This window comes from Micromonospora arborensis (genome assembly GCF_003205615.1).
Lineage (GTDB): Bacteria > Actinomycetota > Actinomycetes > Mycobacteriales > Micromonosporaceae > Micromonospora > Micromonospora arborensis.
Genome location: NZ_PYBV01000061.1, coordinates 30437 through 53612, shown reverse-complemented (window position 1 = coordinate 53612; position 23176 = coordinate 30437). Strand labels below are relative to the sequence as shown.

21 protein-coding genes and 1 pseudogene are annotated in these 23176 nt (G+C 70.6%); 13 read left to right on the top strand and 9 right to left on the bottom strand.

Annotated elements, in window-relative coordinates; all coding sequences use genetic code 11:
- Nucleotides 1-159 precede the first annotated feature (159 nt).
- From C7C45_RS31685 to C7C45_RS31655, 8 genes and pseudogenes are all read left to right on the top strand, one after another.
- Entirely contained in the window at nucleotides 160-855 is a 696-nt protein-coding gene (locus tag C7C45_RS31685; RefSeq protein WP_110568402.1) for a response regulator transcription factor, read from the top strand.
- A complete protein-coding gene (locus C7C45_RS31680) occupies nucleotides 852-2165 on the top strand; it encodes a sensor histidine kinase (RefSeq protein ID WP_110568400.1) in 1314 nt (437 codons plus the stop codon). The genes C7C45_RS31685 and C7C45_RS31680 overlap by 4 nt, the downstream gene beginning before the upstream one ends.
- A 53-nt stretch (nucleotides 2166-2218) precedes the next feature.
- Nucleotides 2219-2773, top strand: coding sequence for a DUF5872 domain-containing protein (locus C7C45_RS31675; protein ID WP_110568398.1), 555 nt, complete (start codon nucleotides 2219-2221; stop codon nucleotides 2771-2773).
- 74 nt (nucleotides 2774-2847) lie between these two features.
- A pseudogene (locus C7C45_RS35335) lies at nucleotides 2848-3018 on the top strand (IS701 family transposase); the annotation flags it as partial.
- Nucleotides 3019-3369: 351 nt separating this feature from the next.
- Nucleotides 3370-4074: a hypothetical protein gene (locus tag C7C45_RS34300; RefSeq protein WP_167454893.1), complete on the top strand. Its 705-nt coding sequence runs from the start codon at nucleotides 3370-3372 to the stop codon at nucleotides 4072-4074.
- Nucleotides 4075-4355: 281 nt separating this feature from the next.
- Nucleotides 4356-5570: a sialidase family protein gene (locus tag C7C45_RS31665; RefSeq protein WP_167454892.1), complete on the top strand. Its 1215-nt coding sequence runs from the start codon at nucleotides 4356-4358 to the stop codon at nucleotides 5568-5570.
- 156 nt (nucleotides 5571-5726) lie between these two features.
- Nucleotides 5727-6863: an IS701 family transposase gene (locus C7C45_RS31660; RefSeq protein ID WP_110568394.1), complete on the top strand. Its 1137-nt coding sequence runs from the start codon at nucleotides 5727-5729 to the stop codon at nucleotides 6861-6863.
- A gap of 264 nt (nucleotides 6864-7127) precedes the next feature.
- On the top strand, nucleotides 7128-7652 hold the full coding sequence (locus C7C45_RS31655) for a PepSY domain-containing protein (RefSeq protein WP_110568407.1): 525 nt from the start codon (nucleotides 7128-7130) through the stop codon (nucleotides 7650-7652).
- Nucleotides 7653-7776: 124 nt separating this feature from the next.
- Here the strand turns inward: C7C45_RS31655 and C7C45_RS31650 are convergent, their stop codons facing one another.
- The 6 genes from C7C45_RS31650 to C7C45_RS35630 form a co-directional block, all read right to left on the bottom strand.
- Nucleotides 7777-9669 carry an ABC transporter ATP-binding protein gene (locus C7C45_RS31650; RefSeq protein WP_110568392.1) on the bottom strand — a complete coding sequence of 631 codons (1893 nt, stop codon included), beginning with the start codon at nucleotides 9667-9669 and terminating at the stop codon, nucleotides 7777-7779.
- A gap of 385 nt (nucleotides 9670-10054) precedes the next feature.
- Nucleotides 10055-11371: an HNH endonuclease signature motif containing protein gene (locus tag C7C45_RS31645; RefSeq protein ID WP_110568390.1), complete on the bottom strand. Its 1317-nt coding sequence runs from the start codon at nucleotides 11369-11371 to the stop codon at nucleotides 10055-10057.
- A gap of 65 nt (nucleotides 11372-11436) precedes the next feature.
- Entirely contained in the window at nucleotides 11437-11946 is a 510-nt protein-coding gene (locus C7C45_RS31640) for a pyridoxamine 5'-phosphate oxidase family protein (RefSeq protein ID WP_110568389.1), read from the bottom strand.
- A gap of 74 nt (nucleotides 11947-12020) precedes the next feature.
- Nucleotides 12021-12368, bottom strand: a complete 348-nt coding sequence (gene trxA, locus C7C45_RS31635; protein WP_110568387.1) for a thioredoxin — start codon at nucleotides 12366-12368, stop codon at nucleotides 12021-12023.
- Complete coding sequence (locus C7C45_RS31630; RefSeq protein WP_110568386.1) at nucleotides 12338-12730, bottom strand: MerR family transcriptional regulator; 393 nt, start codon at nucleotides 12728-12730, stop codon at nucleotides 12338-12340. Before C7C45_RS31630 ends, trxA begins: the two co-directional genes overlap by 31 nt.
- Before the next feature lie 212 nt (nucleotides 12731-12942).
- Entirely contained in the window at nucleotides 12943-14151 is a 1209-nt protein-coding gene (locus C7C45_RS35630; RefSeq protein ID WP_167454891.1) for a chitosanase, read from the bottom strand.
- 268 nt (nucleotides 14152-14419) lie between these two features.
- On the opposite strand from C7C45_RS35630, the gene C7C45_RS31620 reads away from it, so the two are divergent.
- From C7C45_RS31620 to C7C45_RS31610, 3 genes are all read left to right on the top strand, one after another.
- Nucleotides 14420-15019, top strand: coding sequence for an RNA polymerase sigma factor (locus tag C7C45_RS31620; RefSeq protein ID WP_110568405.1), 600 nt, complete (start codon nucleotides 14420-14422; stop codon nucleotides 15017-15019).
- Nucleotides 15016-15744 carry a hypothetical protein gene (locus tag C7C45_RS31615; protein WP_110568382.1) on the top strand — a complete coding sequence of 243 codons (729 nt, stop codon included), beginning with the start codon at nucleotides 15016-15018 and terminating at the stop codon, nucleotides 15742-15744. Before C7C45_RS31620 ends, C7C45_RS31615 begins: the two co-directional genes overlap by 4 nt.
- Before the next feature lie 111 nt (nucleotides 15745-15855).
- The gene (locus C7C45_RS31610) at nucleotides 15856-16509 is read left to right on the top strand and encodes a hypothetical protein (RefSeq protein ID WP_110568380.1); all 654 of its coding nucleotides are present in this window, start codon (nucleotides 15856-15858) and stop codon (nucleotides 16507-16509) included.
- A gap of 47 nt (nucleotides 16510-16556) precedes the next feature.
- Here C7C45_RS31610 and C7C45_RS31605 read toward each other — a convergent pair whose 3' ends face one another.
- Complete coding sequence (locus tag C7C45_RS31605; RefSeq protein ID WP_110568378.1) at nucleotides 16557-18182, bottom strand: glycoside hydrolase family 43 protein; 1626 nt, start codon at nucleotides 18180-18182, stop codon at nucleotides 16557-16559.
- Nucleotides 18183-18480: 298 nt separating this feature from the next.
- Between C7C45_RS31605 and C7C45_RS31600 the strand changes: the two genes are divergently transcribed.
- The gene (locus C7C45_RS31600; protein WP_110568376.1) at nucleotides 18481-19512 is read left to right on the top strand and encodes a LacI family DNA-binding transcriptional regulator; all 1032 of its coding nucleotides are present in this window, start codon (nucleotides 18481-18483) and stop codon (nucleotides 19510-19512) included.
- 6 nt (nucleotides 19513-19518) lie between these two features.
- Here the strand turns inward: C7C45_RS31600 and C7C45_RS31595 are convergent, their stop codons facing one another.
- Nucleotides 19519-20226: a SanA/YdcF family protein gene (locus C7C45_RS31595; protein ID WP_110568374.1), complete on the bottom strand. Its 708-nt coding sequence runs from the start codon at nucleotides 20224-20226 to the stop codon at nucleotides 19519-19521.
- A gap of 55 nt (nucleotides 20227-20281) precedes the next feature.
- Nucleotides 20282-21631 carry an extracellular catalytic domain type 1 short-chain-length polyhydroxyalkanoate depolymerase gene (locus C7C45_RS31590; RefSeq protein WP_110568372.1) on the bottom strand — a complete coding sequence of 450 codons (1350 nt, stop codon included), beginning with the start codon at nucleotides 21629-21631 and terminating at the stop codon, nucleotides 20282-20284.
- Between the two features lie 381 nt (nucleotides 21632-22012).
- Between C7C45_RS31590 and C7C45_RS31585 the strand changes: the two genes are divergently transcribed.
- Nucleotides 22013-23134, top strand: coding sequence for an effector-associated domain 2-containing protein (locus C7C45_RS31585; protein ID WP_146247466.1), 1122 nt, complete (start codon nucleotides 22013-22015; stop codon nucleotides 23132-23134).
- The last annotated feature ends 42 nt before the right edge of the window (nucleotides 23135-23176 follow it).

Sequence of the window (23176 nt, the reverse complement as noted above, 5' to 3'; positions counted from 1 at the left end):
ACCGCCGCTTGAAACCGCCGAGGCGGGATACCGCCACGTCGGCGACCTGGAGTCGATCACGCCCTCGCCAGCGAAGGGTCGGGACACCGGTCGGGCCGCTTCGTCGACCGCCACGGCGAGATCGCTTGGTCCTGAGGGCGAAGCCGTTAGCCTGCCAGGGTGGCCCGCCTGCTGCTCATCGAGGATGACCTGACCATTCGTACCCCGCTGATCCGAGCATTGCGGGAACGCGGCCATGCGGTGGCTGCGGCCTCGACCGCGATGGCCGGGCTCCGCGACGCGCTCGACGACCGGCCCGACCTCGTGGTGCTCGACCTGGGCCTGCCCGACCTGGACGGACGCGAGCTGCTGCGGATGCTGCGCGCGGTCAGCTCGGTGCCGGTCATCGTGGCCACCGCCCGCGACGACGAGGCCGAGATCGTGCGCGTGCTCGATGCGGGCGCCGACGACTACGTGGTCAAGCCGTTCACCGCGGCGCAGCTCGACGCCCGGGCCCGGGCGGTGCTGCGGCGGGGACCCGCCGGCGCCGACGCGCCGGACCCGGCGCTCGTCGTGGGTGGGCTCCGGATCGACCCGAGGGCCCGACAGGTCGCCCTGGACGGGGTGGCGGTCGAGCTGACGCCACGGGAGTTCGACCTGCTGCACCACCTTGCCGGCCGGCCCGGCCAGGTGGTCACCAAACGTGAGTTGCTCACCGAGGTCTGGCAGATCCCGTACGGCGGCGCCGACAAGACCGTCGACGTGCACCTGTCCTGGTTACGCCGCAAGTTGGGGGAGAGCGCACAGCAGCCTCGCTACCTGCACACCGTGCGCGGTGTCGGGGTGCGGCTGGAGGCACCGGCGGCGCAGCCGTGAGGGCACGCCTCGCGCTGCTGGTCGCCGCGGTCAGCGTGCTCACCCTCATCGCGTTCCTGGTGCCGCTGGCGCTGCTGGTCCGCACCGTCGCCGAGGATCGGGCCACCGTTCGGGCCACCGCCGATGCGCAGAGTCTGGTACCGGTGGTCGGCACCGCCGACGCGGCGACAATCCGACTCACCGTCGAGCAGCTCGCCGCGGAGTCCGGACGACCGGTGAGCGTCTTCCTACCGGACGGCACGGTGCTCGGCGCCCAGACACCCCGTACGCCAGCGGTGGCCCTGGCCGCCCGTGGGCAGAGCCTCACCGGGGAGTCGGCGGCCGGCCGCGAGGTGGTCATCGCCGTGCAGGGACGGGCGGACGGGACCGGGGTGATCCGGATCGTGGTGCCGCAGCACGAGCTGACCGCCGGGGTGACCCGGGCCTGGTTGGTGCTGGCGCTACTCGGCGTGATCCTCGTGCTGATCGGGCTGCTGGTCGCCGACCGGCTGGCGCACACCCTGGTCCGGCCGATCAGCGACCTCTCCGCCGTCTCACACCGGCTGGCGAACGCCGAGCTGGACGCCCGGGTCACCCCAGCCGGCCCGGCCGAGCTGCGCGAAGTGGCTGGTGCGCTCAATCATCTCGCCACCCGGATCCAGGTGCTCCTGGTGCAGGAGCGTGAGCAGGTCGCCGACCTGTCGCACCAGCTGCGTACGCCGCTGACCGCGTTGCGGCTGGAAGCGGAGTCGTTGCGCGACCCGGACGACGCCGCCCGGATCACCGTCGCCGCAGATGGCCTCGAACGGGCGGTCACCGGGCTGATCCGGCAGGCGCGGTGGCGCAACTCGCCGGCGGGGGGCCCGGCCACCTCGGACGCGGCGGCGATCGTCGCCGACCGGGTCGCGTTCTGGTCGGTGCTGGCCGAGGACACGGGCCGGACCGTCACCCTCGACCTGGCTGCCGGCCCGATCCCGGTCGGTGTGGCCGCCGACAACCTGACGGCGGCCGTGGACGCACTGCTCGGCAACGTCTTCGCCCACACGCCCGACGGCACGCCGTTCGCCGTCCGGCTCGCCCGCGAGGTGGGGGAGGTGGTCCTCACGGTCGCCGACGAGGGCCCCGGAATGCCGGCGGGCGCGGTGCGGCGGGGCGCCAGCGCGGCCGGGTCGACAGGTCTCGGCCTGGACATCGCCCGGCGTGCCGCGCAGGCCGGCGGCGGTCGCCTGGAGTTGCGGACCGGCCCGGGCGGCGGGGCGCAGGTGCTGCTCCGGCTCAGGCCGTCGACGTCGCCCCGGGAGGCAGCGGCGCTGCGCCTCCGGGAGGCGTAGGCGCCTGCGCCCCCGGGAGGCATAGGCGCCGCGCCCACGGGTAGCTGCCAGTCATGGCGCGGTATACGAAACCCGAGCTCAGAGAGCAGATCAAGGAACAGATCAAGGCTTCCGACAAAGGCGGCCGGCCGGGGCAGTGGTCGGCGCGCAAGTCACAGCTGGTCACTCAGGAGTACAAGAAGCGCGGCGGGGGATTCCTGGGCGAAAAGGACGAGCGGCAGAAGTCGCTGCAGCGCTGGGGCAACGAGAAGTGGCAGACGAAAGAAGGCGACACCCGTGCGCGTAAGGGCGCCACGACGAGTCGTTACCTGCCCAAGAAGGCCTGGGACGAGATGTCGGAGAGCCAGAAGCGCGCGACCGACACCAAGAAGCGCGAAGCGTCCCGAATCGGCAAGCAGTACGTCGCCAACACCGGGCCCGCCAAACGCGCGCGTCGAGATGCCACCACGGCCGGTCGGATGTCGGAGATGTCGGTCGCCGAAGCCGCCAAGCTGGTTCGTGGCCTCGACACGCGGCAGCTCAGGACCGCTCTGCGTAACGAGCACGCCGGCAAGGACCGCAAGACGCTCGTCCAGCGGCTCGAGGCGGAACTCAACCGGCGTGGCTGACCCAGCCCTCGACCGCCTTAATACTGCAACGGCAGTAGGCGAATCGAGTTCGGCTCGCGTTCGTTGGTCTGCCTGTGACGGACGTTGATGTCGATCAGTGGCATGGGGAGTTGGACCGGTTGCATGCCCGGATCGGGCCTCGGTTTCGCCGCTCGGAGCCGCGGCGGCGGGCGCGGCAGTACCTGTGCGGGCTGGTCTCCGGCCTGGGCCGCAAGAACGGCTGGACCCTCGCGGAGCAGGCCGGGACATCCTGTGACATGAATTCCGCTCCTGTGAGCTATGACGCGGCCGCGGTTCGGGCGCCCCGGGCCGGCAGGCCTACCCTAGGCCGGGACGGAGTCGCGCGAGTTGAGAACACCAACCTCACCGGAACAACCGGCTTAGAGTCCCGCGTTCACGTCGGCGGTGGCGAGCGCCAGCGTTTGGCCGGGTGGTACCCCCTCGCGCAACGGCAATACGCCGTGGAGCGCAGTCAGAGATACGACGCCGATGCGACGTGGACGGATGACTCCGGCGGCATGCTCGCTCCGTGCATCAACATAGGAGCGCAACACACCCGACAGCCATCGTCGTCTATCCGGCGGGGAGGCCCCGCCGTGCGTGAGACACCATTCGTGGCCTCTCGGCTGTACGCCCTGAGTGGGTTGCTGTACGTCCTGTCGTTCGCCGCCGCGATGCTCCTCCCAGGGCTAATCAGTTCACCCGGCGAGCCGCTGGTTACGCCGTACTCGTCCGACGCCGATGTCCAACAGTTCCTCAACAGCGGCTCACCCAGTGCACCGGTTGGCGCGTTCTTCCAGGCGCTGGCAGCGGTCGCACTGCTGGTGTTCACCGCGTACGTCGCCGTCACGGTGCGCCGGCGGGGCGACATCGGCCGAGCCGCTGGGCTGGCGCATGCCTCCGGTGCGGTCGCCTCCGCGCTGCTGCTGTCGTCGGCGGCCGTTCAATGGATCATGTCTCGTCCCGGCAGCGGATCGGATCTGCGGGTCTTCCGGTTCGCCATGGACCTCGCCTTCATGACCGGCGGTCCCTTGCACATCGTGACGCTCGGCCTCTTTGTCGGCGCCGCCTCCGCCGCCATGCTGCGGACCAGGGCGCTGCCGAGCTGGCTCGGAAGGCTGGGGATCGGCATCGCGACGCTGTGCGTACTCGCGATCTTCTCGCTGCTGGCCTCCGCGGCGTCGGTCTTCATCCCGGCCGGAAGGTTCATCGGCTTCATCTGGTTCGCCGCCGCCAGCGTCCTGCTGGCACGACGCGGCCGACTCGCACCCGATCCGGTCGACCTGGCGAGCACGCGATGAGCGGACGAGCTCCTACCGCCCTGCTCGTCACGGCCCTGTTAGTGACCATGACTCTCACGCCAGGCAGCAGCGCAGCGGGCGCGTCGGTGGCGCCATCGGAGGTATCCACGGGTCCGGCGTGGGTCTCTGGGCCGAGCCCATTCGGCGCCTGCCCTTCGGCCGCTCTTGACGATCTCCTACCCGCCGGCGCGCTCGAACCGACCGTCGCCGCCAACCCCCTGAAACGTCAGCAGCTGGTGTCGGTGTGGACACAGGACCGGTTCAGAGGACTGGTCGCTGGGGTGAGCGCCGACGGCGGCCACAGTTGGCGGCGGGTGCTGATTCCGGGGACGAGCCGATGCACGGGCGGGACCTTCGACTACGTCGATGACGTGTGGCTGTCATTCGGCCCAACCGGCATGCTGCATCTGTCGGCGCATGTGTTCGACGCACCCGAGACCACACCCAGCGGACTCATCACGGCCCGATCCCTCGACGGCGGTCTCACCTGGAGTAAACCGGTCCTCGTGGTGGCGGAGCGCGATCCGGACGGCGGGACGTACGTCGGTGGGGCGGTCGTGGCTGATCCGAAGGACCCCGCACGCGTCTACACGGTCGTACCGAAGATCATGGAACCCGACCAGGAGGGCGAGCCGTTCCGCGGAGCGGTGGTCTTCGCCGCCAGCGGTGATGCCGGACGCACCTGGCGGGCGCGGCAGATCTATGAGCCGGGGGAGAACCGGCTGACCACCGGACACCAGATCGTGGTGCTCCCCAACGGGACCCTTGTCGACTCCTTCACCCTGTTCGACCTCACCGGCGAGCGGCCCACCCGGCACGTTGCCGTGATGCGGTCGCAGGACCGTGGCGCCACCTGGTCACCTCCCCACCTGGTAGCCGAGATGCGGTCGGCCGGCGTCAGCGATCCGCAGTCGCCGGGGGACCAGGTCTCCAGCGGCAGCGCCGCGCTCATCGACGCGGCGGTCGATCCGGCCAGCGGACGGATCTACCTGGTCTGGCAGGACGCCCGCTTCAGCGGCGGGCAGGCGGACGCAATCGCACTGTCCGTGTCGGACGACAGCGGGCGCCACTGGTCCACGCCGGTAAAGGTCAACCGCAGCCCGACGTACGTCCCGATCGGCAACCAACAGGCATTCACCGCATCGGTTGCAGTCGCCGCCGACCATACCGTCGCGGTCGACTACTCCGATTTTCGTCACGACGACCCCGCCGGGGCGCTATGGACCGATCGTTGGCTGGTGACCTGTCGCCCGACACCCAAGCTTGATTGCGCGACCGGGGTTGGGTTCGACACCGAGGTAAGACTCACCAACGAGCCATTCGACATGCGGCATGCCCCCTTCCTGAATGAAGTCGGCCCCCCGGGCTTTTTCCTCGGCGACTACGCCGGCCTGACCAGTGCCGGACCACACGACTTCGTCGCCACGTTCTCCCAACCCGACCCGGTGGCGTCCCCGCGCGTCGCCGCCGTACGGGTCCGGGACGCCAACCGATAGCCGCGTTGTGGCTGGCCGTGGGCCGGGCGGGACCGGAAACCGGTCCGGTCCGGTCCGGCCCTACCGGTTGATGCCCGGCCCGGCCGCTGGCCGAGGGCACTAGTACTGCGACGGCAGTAGGCGAATCGAGTTCGGCTCGCGTTCGTTGGTCTGCCTGTGACGGACGTTGATGTCGATCAGTGGCATGGGGAGTTGGACCGGTTGCATGCCCGGATCGGGCCTCGGTTTCGCCGCTCGGAGCCGCGGCGGCGGGCGCGGCAGTACCTGTGCGGGCTGGTCTCCGGCCTGGGCCGTAAGAACGGCTGGACCCTCGCGGAGCAGGCCGGGGACGTGTCGCCGGACGGGATGCAAAGGTTGTTGCGGTGGGCGGACTGGGACGTCGACGCGGTCCGTGACGACGTGCGGGACTACGTGGTCGAGCACCCCGGCGTCCCGGCCGGACTGCTGATCGTGGACGACACCGGGTTCCTGAAGAAGGGCACCCGGTCGGCCGGGGTGCAGCGCCAGTACTCCGGCACCGCCGGGCGGACGGAGAACTGCCAGGTCGGGACGTTCCTGGCCTTCCGCTCCGCGAAAGGCCACGCACTGATCGACCGGCAGCTCTACCTCCCGGCGTCGTGGACCGATGACCGGGACCGGTGCCGAGCGGCGGGGATCCCGGACGAGGTGCAGTTCGCCACGAAGGTCCAGATGGCCCGGGAGATGCTGGCCCGCGCCTTCGATGCCGGGGTGCCGGTCGGGTGGGTGACGGTGGACGAGGCCTACGGGCAGTCGAAATCCCTGCGGGTCTGGTTGGAACAGCGGGATGTGGGTTATGTGGTCGCGACCCGCCGCAACGACGACATGATCACCACCAGCATGGGCACCGCCCGCGCCGACCAGCTCATCGCTAACCTTCCGGCCCGCGCGTGGTGTCGGCTGTCCGCCGGCGCCGGGGCCCACGGCCCCCGCGAGTACTGGTGGGCGCGGGTGCCCGTGCGGATCTGCTGGCAGCCCGGCCGGGGGCACTGGCTACTCGCCCGGCGCAGCATGACGACCGGGGAGATCGCGTACTACGTCTGCTACGGACCCCGCCGCACCCGCCTGGTCGACCTGGCCCGCATCGCGGGGGCACGCTGGGCGATCGAGGAGTGCTTCCAGCAGGCCAAGAACGAAGCCGGCCTCGACGAATACCAGGTCCGCGACTGGCGAGCCTGGTACGCCCACATCACCCTGTCCATGGCCGCCCACACCTGGCTGTCTGTGGCCCGATCCCTTACCGCAAAAGGGGATCCAGCCCTGACGGCGACATGATGATCGGCTACACCGTACCGGAGATCCGAAGACTGCTCACCGCACTCATAGTGCGATCAACCCACCCATCAGAGCGTGTCTGGGCCTGGTCTCGATGGCGCCGACGACGCCAACACCAAGCCCGAACCTGCCACCACCGACGACACGGCTACCCCTGACCCAGCCCTCGACCGCCTTAACCCGCCCTTAGCGTCCGGACAGCGCGGTGCTATCCCGATCCGGACGATCCTCGGAGTCGACAACCGAGGAAAGGTGGACACCACGATGAAGCGCACCAATCTGCTCCTGGCGTCGGTCGGCGGGTCGGCGGTGCTGGCGGTGGCCGGGGTCGCGCTCGGCGTCAACGCCGCGAACGACTCGCGGACCGGCGGCACGGCACTCGCTGCGGCAACCGTCGCGCCGACGGTCACCGACGCGCCGGGAATCACCGGTTCGCCGTCGGCCGGCACCCCATCGGGTACGCCGTCGAGCGGTACGCCGTCCGGCACGCCGTCGACCGGCAGCGCGCCTGCGGGCAGCGCGGTCGACGAGAAGCGCGCCGGTGAGATCGCGCTCGCCAAGGCCGGTGGCGGTCAGATCGTCGAGGTCGAAGCCGAGCAGGAGAACGGCCGGCCGGTCTGGAGTGTCGAGATCGTCGCAGGAGACACCGAGCACGAGGTGGACGTCGACCGGGACAACGGGTCGGTGGTAAAGGCCGAGCAGGAGCCGGCCGACGACGATGACAACGATGACAACGACGACAACGACGCCGACGACAATGACGACGACGCCGACGATGACGACGACTGACCGTCGTCGCCGCCCACTCCGGTTGCTTCCATGGGGGTGGGCGGCGGCGCGCTGTGACGCGGTGGTCGGATCGTCCCTCGTGGACTGACCGACCACCGCGTCCGTCTGAGGTGCGCGCGGACCCTCAGATGCCGACCCGTTGCTCCCGCACCGTCGGCTGTTCCTGGTCGAACTGCGTGCGGTACAGCTCCTGGTACCGGCCGCCTGCGGCGAGCAGGTCGCTGTGTCGCCCGCGTTCGACGATGCGTCCGTCTTCGACGACGAGGATCTGATCTGCCGCCCGGATGGTGGAGAGCCGGTGCGCGATGACCACGCTTGTCCGGCCCGTCAGGGCTTCGGCGAGGGCCTCCTGCACCGCGGCCTCCGAGGTGGAGTCGAGGTGCGCGGTCGCTTCGTCGAGGATGACCACGCGCGGACGGGCCAGCAGCAGCCGCGCGATGGTGAGCCGCTGCCGTTCTCCGCCGGACAGGCGATAGCCGCGCTCACCAACGACGGTGTCGAGACCGTCCGGAAGTGAGCGGATCAGGCCGTCGAGCCGGGCCCGCCGCAGCACCTCCCACATCTCGTCCTCGGTCGCGTCCGGCTGAGCGAACGCCAGGTTGGCACGGATGCTCTCGTGGAAGAGGTGCCCGTCCTGGGTCACCACGCCCAGCGCGGTCCGGATCGACTCTGCCGCCAGATCGCGTACGTCGATGTCGGCGAGCTTCACCGCCCCGTCCTCGACGTCGTAGAGGCGTGGCACGAGCTGCGCGATCGTCGACTTGCCCGCTCCGGACGAGCCGACGAGGGCGACCATCTGCCCCGCTTCGGCGCGGAACGACACGCCGTGCAGTACCTCCTCGCCGCCGCGCGTGTCGAGCTTCGCCACATCCTCCAGAGACGCGAGCGACACCTTGTCCGCCGACGGGTAGCCGAACCGTACCCCGTCGAACTCCACCGCGACCGGCCCGTCGGGGAGCGGGCGGGCGGTGGACCTGTCGAGGATCAGTGGCTTGAGGTCGAGGACCTCGAACACCCGCTCGAAGCTCACCAGCGCGCTCATCACCTCGACGCGGGCGCTGGCCAGCGATGTCAATGGTGCGTAGAGACGCGACAGGAGCAGTGCGAGGGCGACCACGGTCCCGGCGTCGAGGCTGCCCCGCAGGGCGTAGACGCCGCCCAACCCGTACACCAGGGCCAGCGCCAGCGAGCCGACAACGGTGAGCGCGGTGATGAAGACCCACTGCAGCATGGCGGCTCGGATGCCGATGTCGCGTACCCGTCGCGCCCGCGCCGCGAACTCGGCGGACTCCTCGGCCGGACGTCCGTACAGCTTGACCAGCGTGGCGCCGGGTGCGGAAAACCGTTCCGTCATCCGGGTGCTCATGGCGGCGTTGTGCTCGGCCGCCTCACGCTGCAACTGGGCGAGCCTCGAACCCATCCGCCGGGCCGGGAGCACGAAGACAGGCAGCAGGACGAGAGCCAGCAGCGTGATCTGCCAGGAGAAGGTGAGCATCACGGCCAACGTCAGGATCAACGTGACCGCGTTGCCGACCACACTCGACAGGGTGTCGCTGAAGGCCCGCTGTGCGCCGATCACGTCGTTGTTCAGACGGCTGACCAAAGCACCCGTGCGGGTCCGGGTGAAGAACGCCACCGGCATCCGCTGCACATGGTCGAAGACCGCCGTCCGTAGCTGGACGATCAACCCCTCACCGATGCTTGCGGAGAGGAACCGCGTCACCAGACCCAGGCCGGCTTCGGCGAGGGCGATCAACGCGATCAACACCGCCAACCGGATCACGACGCCGCTGGCGGCGCCGTCGACGATCGCATCGACGACCCGACCGGCGAGGACGGGGGCCGCCACCGTGAGAACCGCGGTCACCACGCTCAGCAACAGGAACCTGATGATCAAAGACCGGTGTGGTCGCGCGAACTGGGCGATGCGCTTCAGGGTGGCCCGTGACAGCGGTCGCTCGTCCTGCGCGTTCATCGCGTGGTGCAGGGACATCCACGCGGTAACTTCCATGCTCATGCCGTACCTCCAATACCGGAGGCTAGGACCTCACCCGAGCTTGAGGTCAAGTCACCGCGCCGCCACGACCACACTGGACGGCACGGCGACGTTCAGGTGGTCGGCGGCGTCCTCAGCGTGGTGCTCTCCTGGTTCTGGCGGGCACACCGTGCTCACCGCCGTCGTTCAGGGCGGGGGAGCGCAGGGCGGCGTACGTTGCTGGTGGTGCAGATCTGCCCGCCTGATGTCATGCACGAGCGTCGCTGCCTCACCGCGATGCTGCTGGCGGGGATGACCGGCTACGGCGGATCCGAGGTCCTCGGCCAGCCCACCGCAGTACCTGTGGTGGGGTTCTCCTGAGGTCGTCGCTCGCCGGTCCCACGCGGGTGATCTCTGCTGGTCGTGTTTATCTGCGTCGGTGGTAGTGGTTGCGGCGGGGGAGTTGTTCGGGGTCGAGCCAGGCGGGTGGGGTGAATTCGGGGTGGCCGTCGTTGGCGAGGTGGACGGTCCAGTTGCTGTGGTGGAGGTGGCGGTGGTGGTGGCCGCAGAGTAGGACGGCGTTGTCGAGGCTGGTGGTGCCGCCGTCGGCCCAGTGGTGGATGTGGTGGGCGTCGCACCAGCGGGGTGGTCGGTCGCAGCCGGGGAACGCGCAGCCGCGGTCACGCAGGACGAGGGCGCGTCGTAGTGGGCCGGTGATGAGTCGGCGTTGCCGGCCGACGTCGAGTGGTTGGCCAGCTCCGCCGAGCACGGCGGGCAGGATGTTGGCGTCGCAGGCGAGGCGGCGCACGGTTTCCGGGGTGAGCTGGAGGCCGGTATCGAGGGTGCCCGCGTCGAGGGGGAGGCTGCTGTCGAGGGTGCCCGCGTCGAGGGGGAGGCCACTGTCGACGGTGTCGGCGTTGAGGTGTCCGACGAGGCCGTTGTAGCTGGTGGTGACGACGATCTGGGCTGGGTCGCCGCCGTGTTGGGGTAGTTCGCCGGTGCGCAGGGCGAGTCGGCACACGTCGGCGAGGGCGTCGTGCCGACGCTGCCCGGGGGAACGCGGGTCATCTGGGCCGGATGGTGCGGTCAGCGGGTCGAGAACCGCGCGCAGCAGGCCGGCGGTCTCGGTGTCGAGGGTGCCGGTGAAGCGCAAACGGCCGCCGGTCTGCTCGGACAGGGTGAGGTGGCGGTCGCGGGCTGCTCGGGCTGCCTCTGCTTCCAGGGCTGCTGCTGCGGCGGCGTCGGCGATGTCGGGGGCGACGTGGTCGAGGATCCGGGTGCCGAGTTTGCGCAACCCACCGGCGTCGAACTGGCCGGCCCAGTGGACGAGGACACCGACGGCCTTGTCGGCGGCCTGCGCCCCGGCGGCGGCGTGGACGGTCTCGATCGTCTCGGCGATGACCCGGACCTGCTCGACGTCGACCGACCCGCTGGCCAGGGCGTCCCGCACCGCGGCTGGGCCGGTGTCGAGTGTTGCGGCGAGCGCGACGAGTCGGCGGGCGGCGCCGACGCCGAGGCGTAGCCGGTCGCGTAGCCAGACGGCCGTGCAGGACGCGCCCTGGGCACGGGCGGTGCCGCGGCCGTCGAGCTCGCGGACCAGGGCGAGTTTCACGGCGGCGAGGCGTTGCTCCAGGTGGTGAGCGGCGTCGAGTGCCGCGATCAGGTCGTGCTCGGCCAGGGCCCAGGAGGCGGCGTCGACGCAGGCGGCGACAGCGTCGTCTGCCTGCGCCAACTCCTCAACCATGACCCGAGATTAGAACAGGCGTACGACAATCTCACTCGGCTTCCGCGATCGGGCGGCAGGTCTCTTCAGCGACGCCAGAACTGGCGTGGAGCGAATCCCTCACGTCGCAGCCAATGCTCGGTGTAGACAATCCGCTCCGCTTCGATGACCACGAGGGTGTCCTCGGGCGGCTCGGACAGCCGTCGCCCCCGCTCGGCGTGCTCATTCTCCCAGCGGAACGCCGCCCAGTAGTGCGCGTGGTCCGGATGCTGCGGGTCGAGCACCCTGGCCGATCCGAACAGTTGGGCACCGCGGCTGCTGGCCAGCCCGACCAGCGGCGCGAAGATGCCGACAGACACGCGGGCGTCGGCCGCGATGTTGCGCATCTTCGGCGAGCGTGGCGCGGCGGTGAAGAGCACCGCGAAGCCGAGCGGGTAGTACCGCACCGGTGTGGCCAGCGGCCCGTCCGGACCCGTGGTCGCGAGCACGCACATGTTCTGCGACGACAATAGGTTGAGAATGCGTTCTTCAAGCCGTTCACGATCGAGCCGCTTGACCGGCGTGGGCCCGGACAGCCACGGATTCGTCAACGGCATGCGACGGCCTCGATCATGGCGAGCACCCTACCCGGGTCACGGCCACCAAGATCGGCAGGACGCCCCGGCAACGGTCAGAGGCCGGCGTGCATGGTCAGGCTCTGCCGCAGGTGGAGTTTGGGCCTGGACCCGACGACCGAGCCGACGACCTGGCCCCCACGGAACACCAGCAGCGTCGGCAGGGGCATGACTCCGTAGCGCCGCGTGGTCTGCGGGTTGTCGTCGGAGTTGAGCTTGGCGATGACCATCCGGTCGCCGAACTCCTGTGCCAGCTCGACGAGGCTCTTCTCGATCATCTTGCACGGCGGGCACCACTCCGCCCAGAAATCGACCACGACGGGCCGGCCGCTGGCCAGCACCAGCTCGGCGAACGTGTCGTCGGTGACGGTGATCAGGGAGCTGACGCTCGTTTCCTGGGGCATGTTTCCTCCCGGTGCGCGATGGCGTGGGTGAGCTGGGTGTGCAGCTGCTGACGGACCGCTCCGAGCCGATCGAGGTAGTCGTCGACCTCGGCGAGCTTGCGTCGCAGCACCAGCACGGAATCCGGACAGACGCCACCGGAGGCGTTGCCCGCCCGCAGACAGGCGACGAACGGACGGACGTCGTCGAGGCCGAAGCCGACGTCGAGCAGCGCCCGGATCTCCTGGACGACCCGCAGCTCCGCCTCGTCGTAGACGCGGTAGCCGTTCGCCGAGCGCTGCGGGTGTACCAACCCGTGGGCTTCGTAGTAGCGCAGCGTCCGGGTGCTCGTGCCGGCCCGTTCCGCCAGCTCGCCGATCAGCATCAGACCTCCTCGACCAGCCTGTCGCGACCAGGCTAAACCTTGTCGTCAGCGTCAAGGCAAGGCAAAGGCAAGGCAAGGCAAGACAAAGGCAAAGGCAGGGGCAGGGGCAGGGGCAGGGCAAGACAAAGGCAGGGCAGGGCAGGGCTGCTCCCGGTCCCGAGCACGGCTCAGGGCGCCGCGAGGCGGCGCCCTGAGCGTGTGCGGGCTTCGGACTAGCTGATACGGAACTGTTCGCCGTAGACGGCGAACGCGAGCGGAGTGTTCAGGTTGAAGTTGCCGTTGTTGAGGAAGACCCGCTGGGCCGTGTCGACGCGGGAGGTGTCCGAGTGGGCCTCCTCCTTCTTCATCTCGATGACCCGCTCGTCGAGGAAGGCGTTGAGCCAGGTCCGCTCGTCGCCACCCTGCGCCGGGGGCTTGGCCCGATTCAGGGCGCGGTTGCGGATCTGGCGCATGCCCTCGTACCCGTGCATGACCGCCGCGTCGTAGTAGGCGAACTGCCCGAGCGCCCGGACCTGGTCGTTCTTGCCGTCGCGTACCGATGGGTTGAAGTAGACCCGGTCCCGCTCGGCCTCCTGGGCGGCCCGGAACACGGAGTCGTTGGCGGCGGTCCGCCAGTCGCGGGGGAAGTTCGGGTCGAGGCCCGCGTGCGAGGGGGTGCCGTTGACGGCGCGCAGCGCCGGCAGGTACGCGGCCAGCACGTTGCCCGGCTTGGTCCTCGTGTACGCCTCGACCAGTTCGAGCATGTCCCCGGTGCCGGAGCAGAAGCCGATGATGCCGGCGGTGTACCCCCGACCGTCGCCGATGTCCTCGATGTAGGAGAACTGCGCGCGCCAGTCGAGCGACGAGTTCTCCGCGGCCGAGACGAGCTGCATGGCGACGTCCTTCTTCGCCGGATCGTCGAGGTTGGTCCCGGTCGGGGTGGTGGGCGTGGGGGTGGTGGTGCCACCGCCGGGCAGGGTCCACCGCTGGTTGGTGGTGCCGCCGCAGGTCCAGATCTGCAGCCGGGCGCCGTTGGCGGTGCTCCGGTCGGTGACGTCGAGGCACTTGCCGGACCCGGTGTTGACGAGCGCGCCGTTGCTGGCGGTCCACTTCTGCGCGGCGGTGTTGTTGCAGTCGTACAGCTGCACCTTGGCCCCGTTGACTGTCGAGGCCGCGGTGACGTCGAGGCACTTGCCAAGCGCGCGGATCGAGGTGTCGGTGTTGCCGACCGTCCACGTCTGGGCCGCGCTGCCGTTGCAGTCGTAGAGCTGGACCGGCGTGCCGTTGGCCGGGTTGGCGCCGGCGACGTCGATGCACTTGCCGCCGAGGCCGGTGATCGGACCGGCTGTCGCGGCGCTCGCCGACGGCAGGCCGTAGCCGACGGCGGCGACGCCGATCAGCAGGGTGCCCACCACGTAGGCGGCTGTTCTCTTGTGAACCATGGTGTTCCTCGGGGAAGGGGCGGCATGCCGCCGGCCGGTCGGTGGCCCGGCGCGGCGGTTCAGCCCCGGCGGGCACCGCGAGCATCAGGAAACTGTATTAACAGATACCAGTACGTCGATGTGCCGTCAATCGGTGACCGCAGGGCGTGACGAAGCCTGTTCACCTCGTCGTTGGCGGGGCGTGCGGATGGGTGGCTATCGTCGGGCGGCAACGAATCAGCGGGCCGGTCCAGCGGAACCAGCGCCGCCCGACGGACAGAGAATGGTCATGGAGTCGAGTCTGCGTGCGCGGGTGCGAGCCGGTGATCCCGGCGCGTTCGCCGAGCTCTTCGACACGTACGCGCGCTCGGTGTACAACCACGCGTTCCGGCTCACCGCCGACTGGGCAACGGCGGAGGACGTCATGGCCGCCACCTACCTGCAGGCCTGGCGCTCGCGGGAGCGAGTCGGCGAGGAGGGCGGGTCGCTGCGGCCCTGGCTGCTCGGCATCGCCACCAACGAGGCCCGCAACCACATCCGCAGCAACCGCCGGTACCGCAGGGTGGCCGCCGCGCTGCTCGCCGCCGACGTCACGCTGCCCGATCACGCCGACGAGGTCGCCGGGCGACTCGACGACAGCCGACGCATCGCCGCCGCGATCGACGCGTTGACCCGGCTGCGCCGGCCCGAGCGTGAGGTGCTGACGTTGTGCCTGTGGGAGGGCCTCGACTACGAGTCGGCCGCCCAGGCGCTGGGTGTGCCGGTCGGCACCGTCCGGTCCCGGCTGTCGCGAGCCCGCGCCCGGCTTCGTACCCTCGTCGACGCCCCGCCGCGCGCCCCTCGCCCGCGGGTCGTGGACCCCTCGCTCGTGCGGGAGGGCCGCCAGTGAGCACGCCGGACCCGGCCGAGTGGGCGGACCTCGCCCCACATCCCGGTGACCACGACCTGCCGGCGGGCCGGCACGAGCTGCACCGGAGCCGCCTGCTGGCGGCGATCGCGCAGGAGACGCGTACCCGGGAACCGGCCCGTGCCTCCCGGCGTCCGGCGCTCGCGGTGGCGGCGCTGGTCCTGGTCGTGGCGGGGGTCGGTGCCGGGCTCGCCACCACGTCCGGCGACGAACCGTCGGCCGCGCTCCCGTCGGCCGCCGCGAGCAGCCCCGCCGCGAGCGGCCCGTCCGTGCGGTCCGCGCCGCCCGGCGCGGTCGGCAAGATCCGCGGGTACGGCACGGTGCGCCAACTCACCGACACGGCCGACCTGGTGGTCCGCGGCGAGGTGGTGTCGGTGGCCGATGGGCGGGCCGTCTACCGGGTGGCCGAGGTGCTCTACCGCGCGCCGGACGCCCCGACGTCCACCGACATCACCCTGGTGGCGGGGTCGGCCGGGATGCCCGGCCAGCCGACCGTCCTCTACCTGGCGCTCAACGACCCGGGGGCGCACGGCTACGCCCCGCTCGGCGGTGACTTCGGGATCTTCGACATCGCCGGGGACCGGGTCACCAGCCGGTCGCCGAGCAGTTCGGTGACCGGGCTGCGCACCGAGGACCCCACGTCGGCGGGTCGGGCGTTCGTGACCACGCTGGCGGAGCTTCGCCAACTCGCGCGAGAGCGGGGCTGAGCCCGAAAAAAAGATGGAACTCGGTGCCCGGACCGCACAGATAGATGGCGTAAGCAGTGCCACGGTCCGGGCGCGACGACCCGGGCGGCACCGAGACGCAAGGAGCGTTCCATGGCAGTCGACCTCCGCCGTACCCGGCCTCTGTGGGCCACGGCCGCCGCCGTGCTCGCCGTGGCGGCGTTGTCCGCCTGCGGCAGCACCGAGGCCGCCGACCCGGTCGCCGCACCCGCCACGAGCAGCGCCGCCACGCCCACCGACGCCACGCCCACCGACGCCACGCCCACCGACGCCGCGCCGACCGCCGCCGCGCCCCCGCCGGTCACGGGCAAGCTGCGTGGGTACGGCACCGTGCGGCAGCTCAGCGAAACCGCGGACCTGGTCGTACGCGGAGAGGTCGAGGCGGCCGGGTTCCGGGTCGACGAGGTGCTGCGCGCGGCGACCGGATCGTCCGTGCGGGCCGGGGAGCGGATCACGCTCGCCAGCCTCGACGGGGGTGTGGCGGACATGGCGCACATGTCCAAGCTCGAGACGGGGCAGGTCGTGGTGCTCTACCTCGCCCAGGACCCGGCGGCCTCGGCGTTCCGGACGCTCAGTGGCGACTTCGGCGTGTTCGACGTGACCGGATCCGGCGACGACGCGGTTGCGGCGAGCCGTTCGCAGGCGATGGCCGTCAGTGGCCTGCTCGCCGAGGACCCGGCCGCGTCCGGCCACGGTTTCCGCACCACCCTCGGCCAGTTGCGCGCCGTCGCCGCCCAGGTGAAGTAGCACGGTGGGAACGCGGACGGCACCCGGGCCGGGTGCCGTCCGCGCGGTCAGTGCTCCCGGTAGGTGGCGCGGTCGAAGTCGGCGTACACGCCGTCGCCGCCGAGATCCTGCACCCACAGGCCGACGAACGCCCCGGTGAAGCCCCAGGCCGCCGGTTCGCCGTCGATGATCAGCGCGGCGTGTTCGTCGGACAGGATGGTCGCGTCCAGGTCGACCGCCAGCCGCTGCCAACCGGCGCCGAGGTCGTACTCGAAGCGCACCACCGGCCCGTCGAACTCGGCCCGCAGACCAACCCGCGTGACACCGCTGGCGTCCACGGTCAGCTCGGGGTACGGGGTACGCCGTCCGTTGTCGGAGCTGAGCAGCTCCAGCACCGTCCGCCCGTCGTCGGCGCGGGTCAGGTAGAGGTGGTGCCAGTTCAGGGTGTTGTAGTAGGCGGTGATCCCGGCGAGCTGACGGTGGTCGGCCGGGTCGAACTCCACCACGGTCTCCAGCGAGCAGTGCGTTGCTTCGACGCGTCGCGCGACCAGGCTGGGGGCCTGTCGACCGACGGGTGACTGCCCGCCGTGGACGCGCAGGTGCGACGGGCGGGACCGCAGGTCGATCCAGTCCGGGGTGGCCGGCCGGCGCAGCGTCGACCAGCACAGACCCAGCTCGGCGTCGTCGAAGTCGTCGGTGGCGGGCTCCGCCGGCCACGGGTGCGCGGGCAGGTCGGGTGCGATGACCTCGTCTGCCGGCACCCCTCCGGCGATCAGGGGCCAACCACCCGACGGCCACTCGACCCGCTGGATCGCGGTCTCCCGGCCCAGCACGCAACTGCCCAGCGGCGAGTAGGGGCGGCCCACCAGGTGGGCCAGGTACCACTCGCCGTCCTGGGTACGAACCAGGCTGCCGTGACCGGCCTTCTGCAGGCGCAGGTCGGGCCGGCCGACGGAGGTGAGCAGCGGCCCGTCCGGGTCCACCTCGTACGGCCCGAAGAGCTCCCGGGACCGCGCCATGGTGACCTGGTGCTCCCAACTGGTGCCGCCCTCGGCGGTGATCAGCCAGTACCAGCCGTCGTGGCGGTACAGGTGCGGGCCCTCGGTGACCCCGACCGGTGTGCCGGTGAACAGGATGCGGGGCCGGCCGACCAGGCGGCGCGCGGCCCGGTCGTACTGCTGGATCTCGATACCGCCGAAGCGGTCCCGGCCGGGTCGCCAGTCCGCGCTCATGCTCAGCAGCCAACTCGTGCCGTCGTCGTCGTGGAACAGCGCGGCATCGAAACCGCGCCCGTGCAGTTTCACCGGGTCCGACCAGGGGCCGGCGATGTCGTCGGCGGTGACCAGGAAGTTCTGTGGGTCCCAGTAACCGCTGGCGAAGCTGGCCACGTCGCTGTAGACGAGGTGGAACTGGCCGTCGTGGTAGGTCAGGTCGGGTGCCCACACCCCGTTGGAGTCGCCGCAGCCGCGCAGGTCGAGCAGGCGGCGGTCGGTGATGATCCCGCCCAGGGTGCGCCAGTTCACGAGATCTCGCGAATGGTGCACGCGCACCCCCGGGTACCACTCGAAGGTCGAGGTGGCCAGGTAGTAGTCGTCGCCGACGCGCAGGATCGACGGATCCGGGTGGAACCCGGCGAGGACGGGATTGCGGATCGACCGGGCAGCGGTCGCCACGTTAGCGATGTCGGTCGACACGAGGTCTCCTCCGTGCGGCGTTCGGAACTTCCGGAAAATTGCGGTCCAGGATCACTGGAAGTGCTGCCTACGCTAGCCGGTCTTATCGCAATAGGACAGAGGTCTTGACCGTTGCGGCAGCAGCTCGTAGCGTGCCGGCCATCGATCGGTATTACCGGCGTTGTAGTGAAAGTTCCGGAGATCCACGTTCGCACCCTGCCAGCGTTACCGGCGTCCGCGCATCCCCGTGAGCCCCGACGGGATGACACCGCACCGCCGCGAGCAGACCGGAAGCTTCCAGCGAGACGAAGGGGGGACCGTGGGCGCCGAGAACGGCCGAAACGTCACCATCGCCATGATCGCGCGGCTGGCCGGTGTCTCCGTGCCCACGGTTTCCCGGGTCATCAACGGCCGCTCCGACGTCGCTCCCGACACCCGGGAACGCGTCGAGGCCCTGCTCAACCGGCACGGCTACCGCCGACGGTCACCGGCCCGGCGCACCGACGCGGCCCTCATCGACCTGGTCTTCAACGACCTGGACAGCCCGTGGGCCGTGGAGATCATCCGCGGGGTGGAGGACGTCGGTCAGACCAGCGGCGTCGGCACCGTCGTGTCGGCCATCCACTGGCGCATCTCCTCGGCCAAACAGTGGCTCGACAACATGCGTACCCGCTCCACCGAGGGGGTCATCTTCGTGACCTCGATGGTGAACCCACCGTTGCAGGCCGAGCTGCGCCGGCTCCACCTGCCCGTGGTCATCATCGACCCGGCCGGTGTCGACCCGCAGGAATCACCCACCATCGGCGCCACCAACTGGGCGGGCAGCCTGAGCGCCAACCAGTACCTGATCAGCCTCGGCCACCGCCGCATCGGCTTCATCGCCGGCCCACCGCACCTGATGTGCAGCCGGGCCCGGATGGACGGCTACCGGGCTGCCCTCGGCGCTGCCGACATTCCCATCGACGACGCCCTCATCCGCCCCGGCAACTTCTACCACGAGGCCGGTTTCAGCGCGGGTACGCAACTGTTGGCCCTGCCCGACCCGCCCACCGCCATCTTCGCCTCCAGTGACCAGATGGCGCTCGGCGTCTACGAGGCGGTCCGCAAACGCGGCCTACGGGTGCCCGACGACATCAGCGTGGTCGGCTTCGACGACCTGCCGGAGGTCCGGTGGTGCTCCCCGCCGCTGACCACCGTCCGTCAACCCCTGGCCGAGATGGGCATGCTGGCCGCGCGGACCGTGTTGCGCCTCGCCGGCGGCGAGAAGACCGAAAGCGCTCGGGTTGAGCTCGCCACCGAGCTCATCGTGCGCGACAGCGCCGCCCCACCCCGGCGACCGTCGGCGTCGTGACCGTCGTCAGGCGGCGCGGAGGGCGTCGTCGACGCCCGTCTCCCGGCGACCGAGGTGCGCCGGGTCCCGACCGGAGAGCAGGTCCAGTGCAGCCTTCAGGCAGGCGCCGTTCTCGCGGGACGAGCTGACCCGCCACGTCTGGGCGTAGCGCCTCGCGGTCTCGTCACCCACCCCGGTGGCATCGATGCCGAGACGCCTGCACAGTGCCACCGCGCGGGGGAGGTGGAAGGACTGGGTCACCACCGTCGCGCGTCGCACCCCGAAGATGCGCTCAGCCCGCGCGCACGAGTCGTACGTGTCGAAACCGGCGTGGTCGAGCACCACCTTGCGCGCCGGGACGCCCCGGTCCACCAGCCAGCCCTGCATCGCGGCGGGCTCGTTGTAGTCCGCGTTCATGTTGTCACCGGACACCAGGATCGCCCGCACCTTTCCGCTCACGAACAGCCGTCGGGCGATCTCCAGTCGGGCGGCGAGGAACGGCGACGGGGTGCCGTCCGTGTCCACCTTGGTCCCGAGCACCAGGGCGACCGGCGCGTCCGGCACGGCAGCCTCGCTGTAGATGTGGCCGTCCGCGGCGTCGCGGATCCACCGCACGCTGGCCAGCGTGCCGCCGGTCAGCAGCACCGCGCCGATCACCAGCGCGACGAGCGTGCGGCGAACGATCGGCCGGCGTCGCGCGTACCACCGTTTGAGCACACCGAATCGTCCCCGCATGTCCGTGAGACTAATCGGGCGTAGCCCCGAGGGGTACGACGCCGACGCGGGGGACTCAGCTTCGGGTCCACCGCTGGCTGTTTGCGCCGTTGCAGGTCGAGAGGATCACCTGGGTGCCGTTGGTGGTGCCGGCGGCGTTCGGCGTGAGGCACAGGCCGGACTGCACTCCGGTGACGGTGCCGTCGGAGTTGAGGTTCCACTGCTGGTTGGTGCCGCCGTTGCAGTCCCAGATGATCGCCCGGGTGCCCGGCGTGGTCCCCGCACGTTCGGCGTCCAGACACTTGGTGCCGTACACCTGGAGTTGCTTGGCCGCGGTCGGCGTCCACTGCTGGTTGGTGCCGCCGTTGCAGTCCCACAACGTCATCTGGGTGCCGTTCGTCTGCGACCGTGACGGGACGTCCAGGCACCGACCGGCGTTGGTGTTGCGCAGTGGTCCGGCCGTGCCGCTCGGCGGCGGAGTGGTCGGGGGTGGTGTGGTGGGGCTCGTGGTGTCGAAGCCGAGGAACCGGACGGCCTGAGCGGCGTCGAACGGGATGGAGTGGCCGTACCCCTGGAAGCTGATCGCCTCGACCGGCGCGGTGCCGCCGGTGCCGCCGTAGCGGGTGCGGGTGGCGCTGGTCTGCGGGGAGTCGGTGTAGCTGGGGGTCTGGGACACGCCCTGCACGTTGGTCCACTGCTTGACCTGTTCGCCAAAGTTGACGTAGCTCAACGTGGTGTCGGTGGTGCCGTGCCAGATCTGCACCCGGGGACGCTTGCCGGTGTAGCCGGGGTAGGCGTTGCGGACCAGGTCACCCCACTGTTGGGGGGTCTTGACGATCCGTCCGCCGGAGCACTCGCTGTTCCACTCCGCGCCGTTGGTGGTGGCGAAGCAGCCGAACGGGACCCCGGAGGAGCTGAATCCGGCATTGAACAGGTCCGGGTAGAGGCCGAGCATGACGTTGGTCATCATGGCGCCGGAGGAGAACCCACCCACGGCGATCCGGTTCGAATCGACCGGGTAACGGCTCCGGACGTAGTCGACCATGGACTTGAGGCCGATGGGGTCGCTGCCGCCGTCCCGCCGGAGCGCCTGCGGGGAGGAGACGTCCCAACACTTGCTGCTCCGGGTCACCGACGGGTAGATCACGATGAAGCCGTGCCGGTCGGCAAGGGAGCTGAGCCCGAAGCCGGTGTGCACCGCGGGGCCGCTGCCGGTGCAGTAGTGCAGGGCGAGCAGGAGGGCCGGCTGGGACGCGACCCGGTCCGGCACGTACAGGTGCATCTGCAGGTTCGTCGGGTTGGTGCCGAAGTTGGTCACCTGGGTGAGCGTCGCGGCCGAGGCCGGGGTGGCGACCGTGACGACGGCCGTCATCGTCGCCAGGGCCGTCGCCAGCGCGGCGGCCAGCAGTGCGATCCTTGATCTCATCGGCGCTCCCTCATCAAGCCGTAATTCGGAACGTTGCCGGCCGGGATGCGTACCGCGAACGGCCCAGAAGACGTGCGTCGTCCGCCGCGCGTCGCCGGCGGCTGCTGAACATGCCCTGATGCGACGCCCGCATGCCGTGGGGGACGTCGTGTAGCGGAGGTTCGACCAGCGAGGGCTCTCCCGGTGAGCCGCGAACTGTCCGCTCCGCCATCGACTGTGAGCGATAACATGTCGTTAGTCAAGATGTAACGTATGACGTCAGTTGAGCGGTCGTGGCAAGGTCGCTCGACCGGGCCGGAGCGGGACGCGGACACCAGCGCAGGGCATGATGACCAGATGCCTGACGACTCGCTCTGTCGGACTCCGGTGACGAGGTGAATCGTGGGCGCCAGCCATGATCCCAGAGATGTCCACGTGGTCGGCGTCGGCATCGACCGGTACGCGGCCGGGAGCGACTGGAGTCTGGTCGGGCCGGTCGACGACGCCATCCGGTTCGCCCGCCGGTTCGTCGCCAGCGGGGTGCCGCCGGAGCAGGTGACTCTGCTGCTGGCCCCCGATCCCGATCCGACCGTCGTGCCGCCGGGAGTCGTCGTGCGCTCCGCCGACCGCGCGACCGTACGGGACGTGCTGCTCCGGGAATTGCCGACCCGACGCCAATCCACCCTCTACGTGATCTGGGGCGGCCACGGCTACGTCGATACCGGCCGGCACCGGCGGCTCTACTACGCCGACGCCACCGCCACCGACGCGGGCGCACTCGACCTGGATTCCATGCTCGCCACGTTCGCCTCCGATCTCGTGGAGTCCTTCGACCGCCAGTTGTGGATCGTCGACGCGTGCCAGTTGCACGACCGCTCCCACGCGGTGCGCACACCCGGCAACGAGACCTTCCCCGCCGGGGCACCGGCCGCTGGCCGGACACAGGACGTGCTGTTCGCCGCCGGGCTCGGTCAGGCCGCGGCCAACCTGCGCGTACGGCGCACCGGGCTGTTCAGCCGGGAGGTGCTGCGGTTGCTGGAAGCCGGGGAGGTGGACTGGCTCGGCGACCCGGCTCGGCTGGTGGCCGCGCTGCGGGAGCGGTTCACCGAGTTGCGGGCGAGTGGGCTCACCGGGCAGACACCCACGTACCTCTGGTACCGCAACGCGCTCGGCGACGAAGGCCTCGTCCTCGGCCGAGCCCAGGCGGGGCGGCCGGTGCCGCCCGCTCCGGCAACCCCGCCACCGGCCCTGCTGGCTCCCCTCGTGGATGCTCTGCTGTCGATTCCGGAGTTCCTGCGGCCCGGCGACCGGGAGGAGATCCTGTCGCTACTGCGGGGCCACGTGTACGCCGCAATCCGGCGCAGTAGCGCAGCACGGGTGGACGCCATCAGCGTCGTCCGGACCTGCCTGCGGTATCCGGGTGCCCTGGCGGAACTCGTGGAGGCGGTTCGCTTCTTCGCCAGTGACGACGCAGCGATGGCCCGCGTGGAGGATGGCGCCGAACGGCTGGCCCCGTACACCTGACTCGCACGTCATGCCGTCCATAGCGGACACTGTCGCCGCCGT

What these genes read in the sequence shown, in the direction of transcription:
- C7C45_RS31645 (WP_110568390.1), bottom strand. Translation starts at nt 11,371, where the DNA reads ATGGTTGAGGAGTTGGCGCAGGCAGACGACGCTGTCGCCGCCTGCGTC.
- C7C45_RS31590 (WP_110568372.1), bottom strand. Translation starts at nt 21,631, where the DNA reads ATGAGATCAAGGATCGCACTGCTGGCCGCCGCGCTGGCGACGGCCCTG.
- C7C45_RS31650 (WP_110568392.1), bottom strand. Translation starts at nt 9,669, where the DNA reads ATGAGCATGGAAGTTACCGCGTGGATGTCCCTGCACCACGCGATGAAC.
- C7C45_RS31655 (WP_110568407.1), top strand. Translation starts at nt 7,128, where the DNA reads ATGAAGCGCACCAATCTGCTCCTGGCGTCGGTCGGCGGGTCGGCGGTG.
- C7C45_RS35630 (WP_167454891.1), bottom strand. Translation starts at nt 14,151, where the DNA reads ATGGTTCACAAGAGAACAGCCGCCTACGTGGTGGGCACCCTGCTGATC.
- C7C45_RS31620 (WP_110568405.1), top strand. Translation starts at nt 14,420, where the DNA reads ATGGAGTCGAGTCTGCGTGCGCGGGTGCGAGCCGGTGATCCCGGCGCG.
- C7C45_RS31610 (WP_110568380.1), top strand. Translation starts at nt 15,856, where the DNA reads ATGGCAGTCGACCTCCGCCGTACCCGGCCTCTGTGGGCCACGGCCGCC.
- C7C45_RS31595 (WP_110568374.1), bottom strand. Translation starts at nt 20,226, where the DNA reads ATGCGGGGACGATTCGGTGTGCTCAAACGGTGGTACGCGCGACGCCGG.
- trxA (WP_110568387.1), bottom strand. Translation starts at nt 12,368, where the DNA reads ATGCCCCAGGAAACGAGCGTCAGCTCCCTGATCACCGTCACCGACGAC.
- C7C45_RS31640 (WP_110568389.1), bottom strand. Translation starts at nt 11,946, where the DNA reads ATGCCGTTGACGAATCCGTGGCTGTCCGGGCCCACGCCGGTCAAGCGG.
- C7C45_RS31630 (WP_110568386.1), bottom strand. Translation starts at nt 12,730, where the DNA reads ATGCTGATCGGCGAGCTGGCGGAACGGGCCGGCACGAGCACCCGGACG.
- C7C45_RS31675 (WP_110568398.1), top strand. Translation starts at nt 2,219, where the DNA reads ATGGCGCGGTATACGAAACCCGAGCTCAGAGAGCAGATCAAGGAACAG.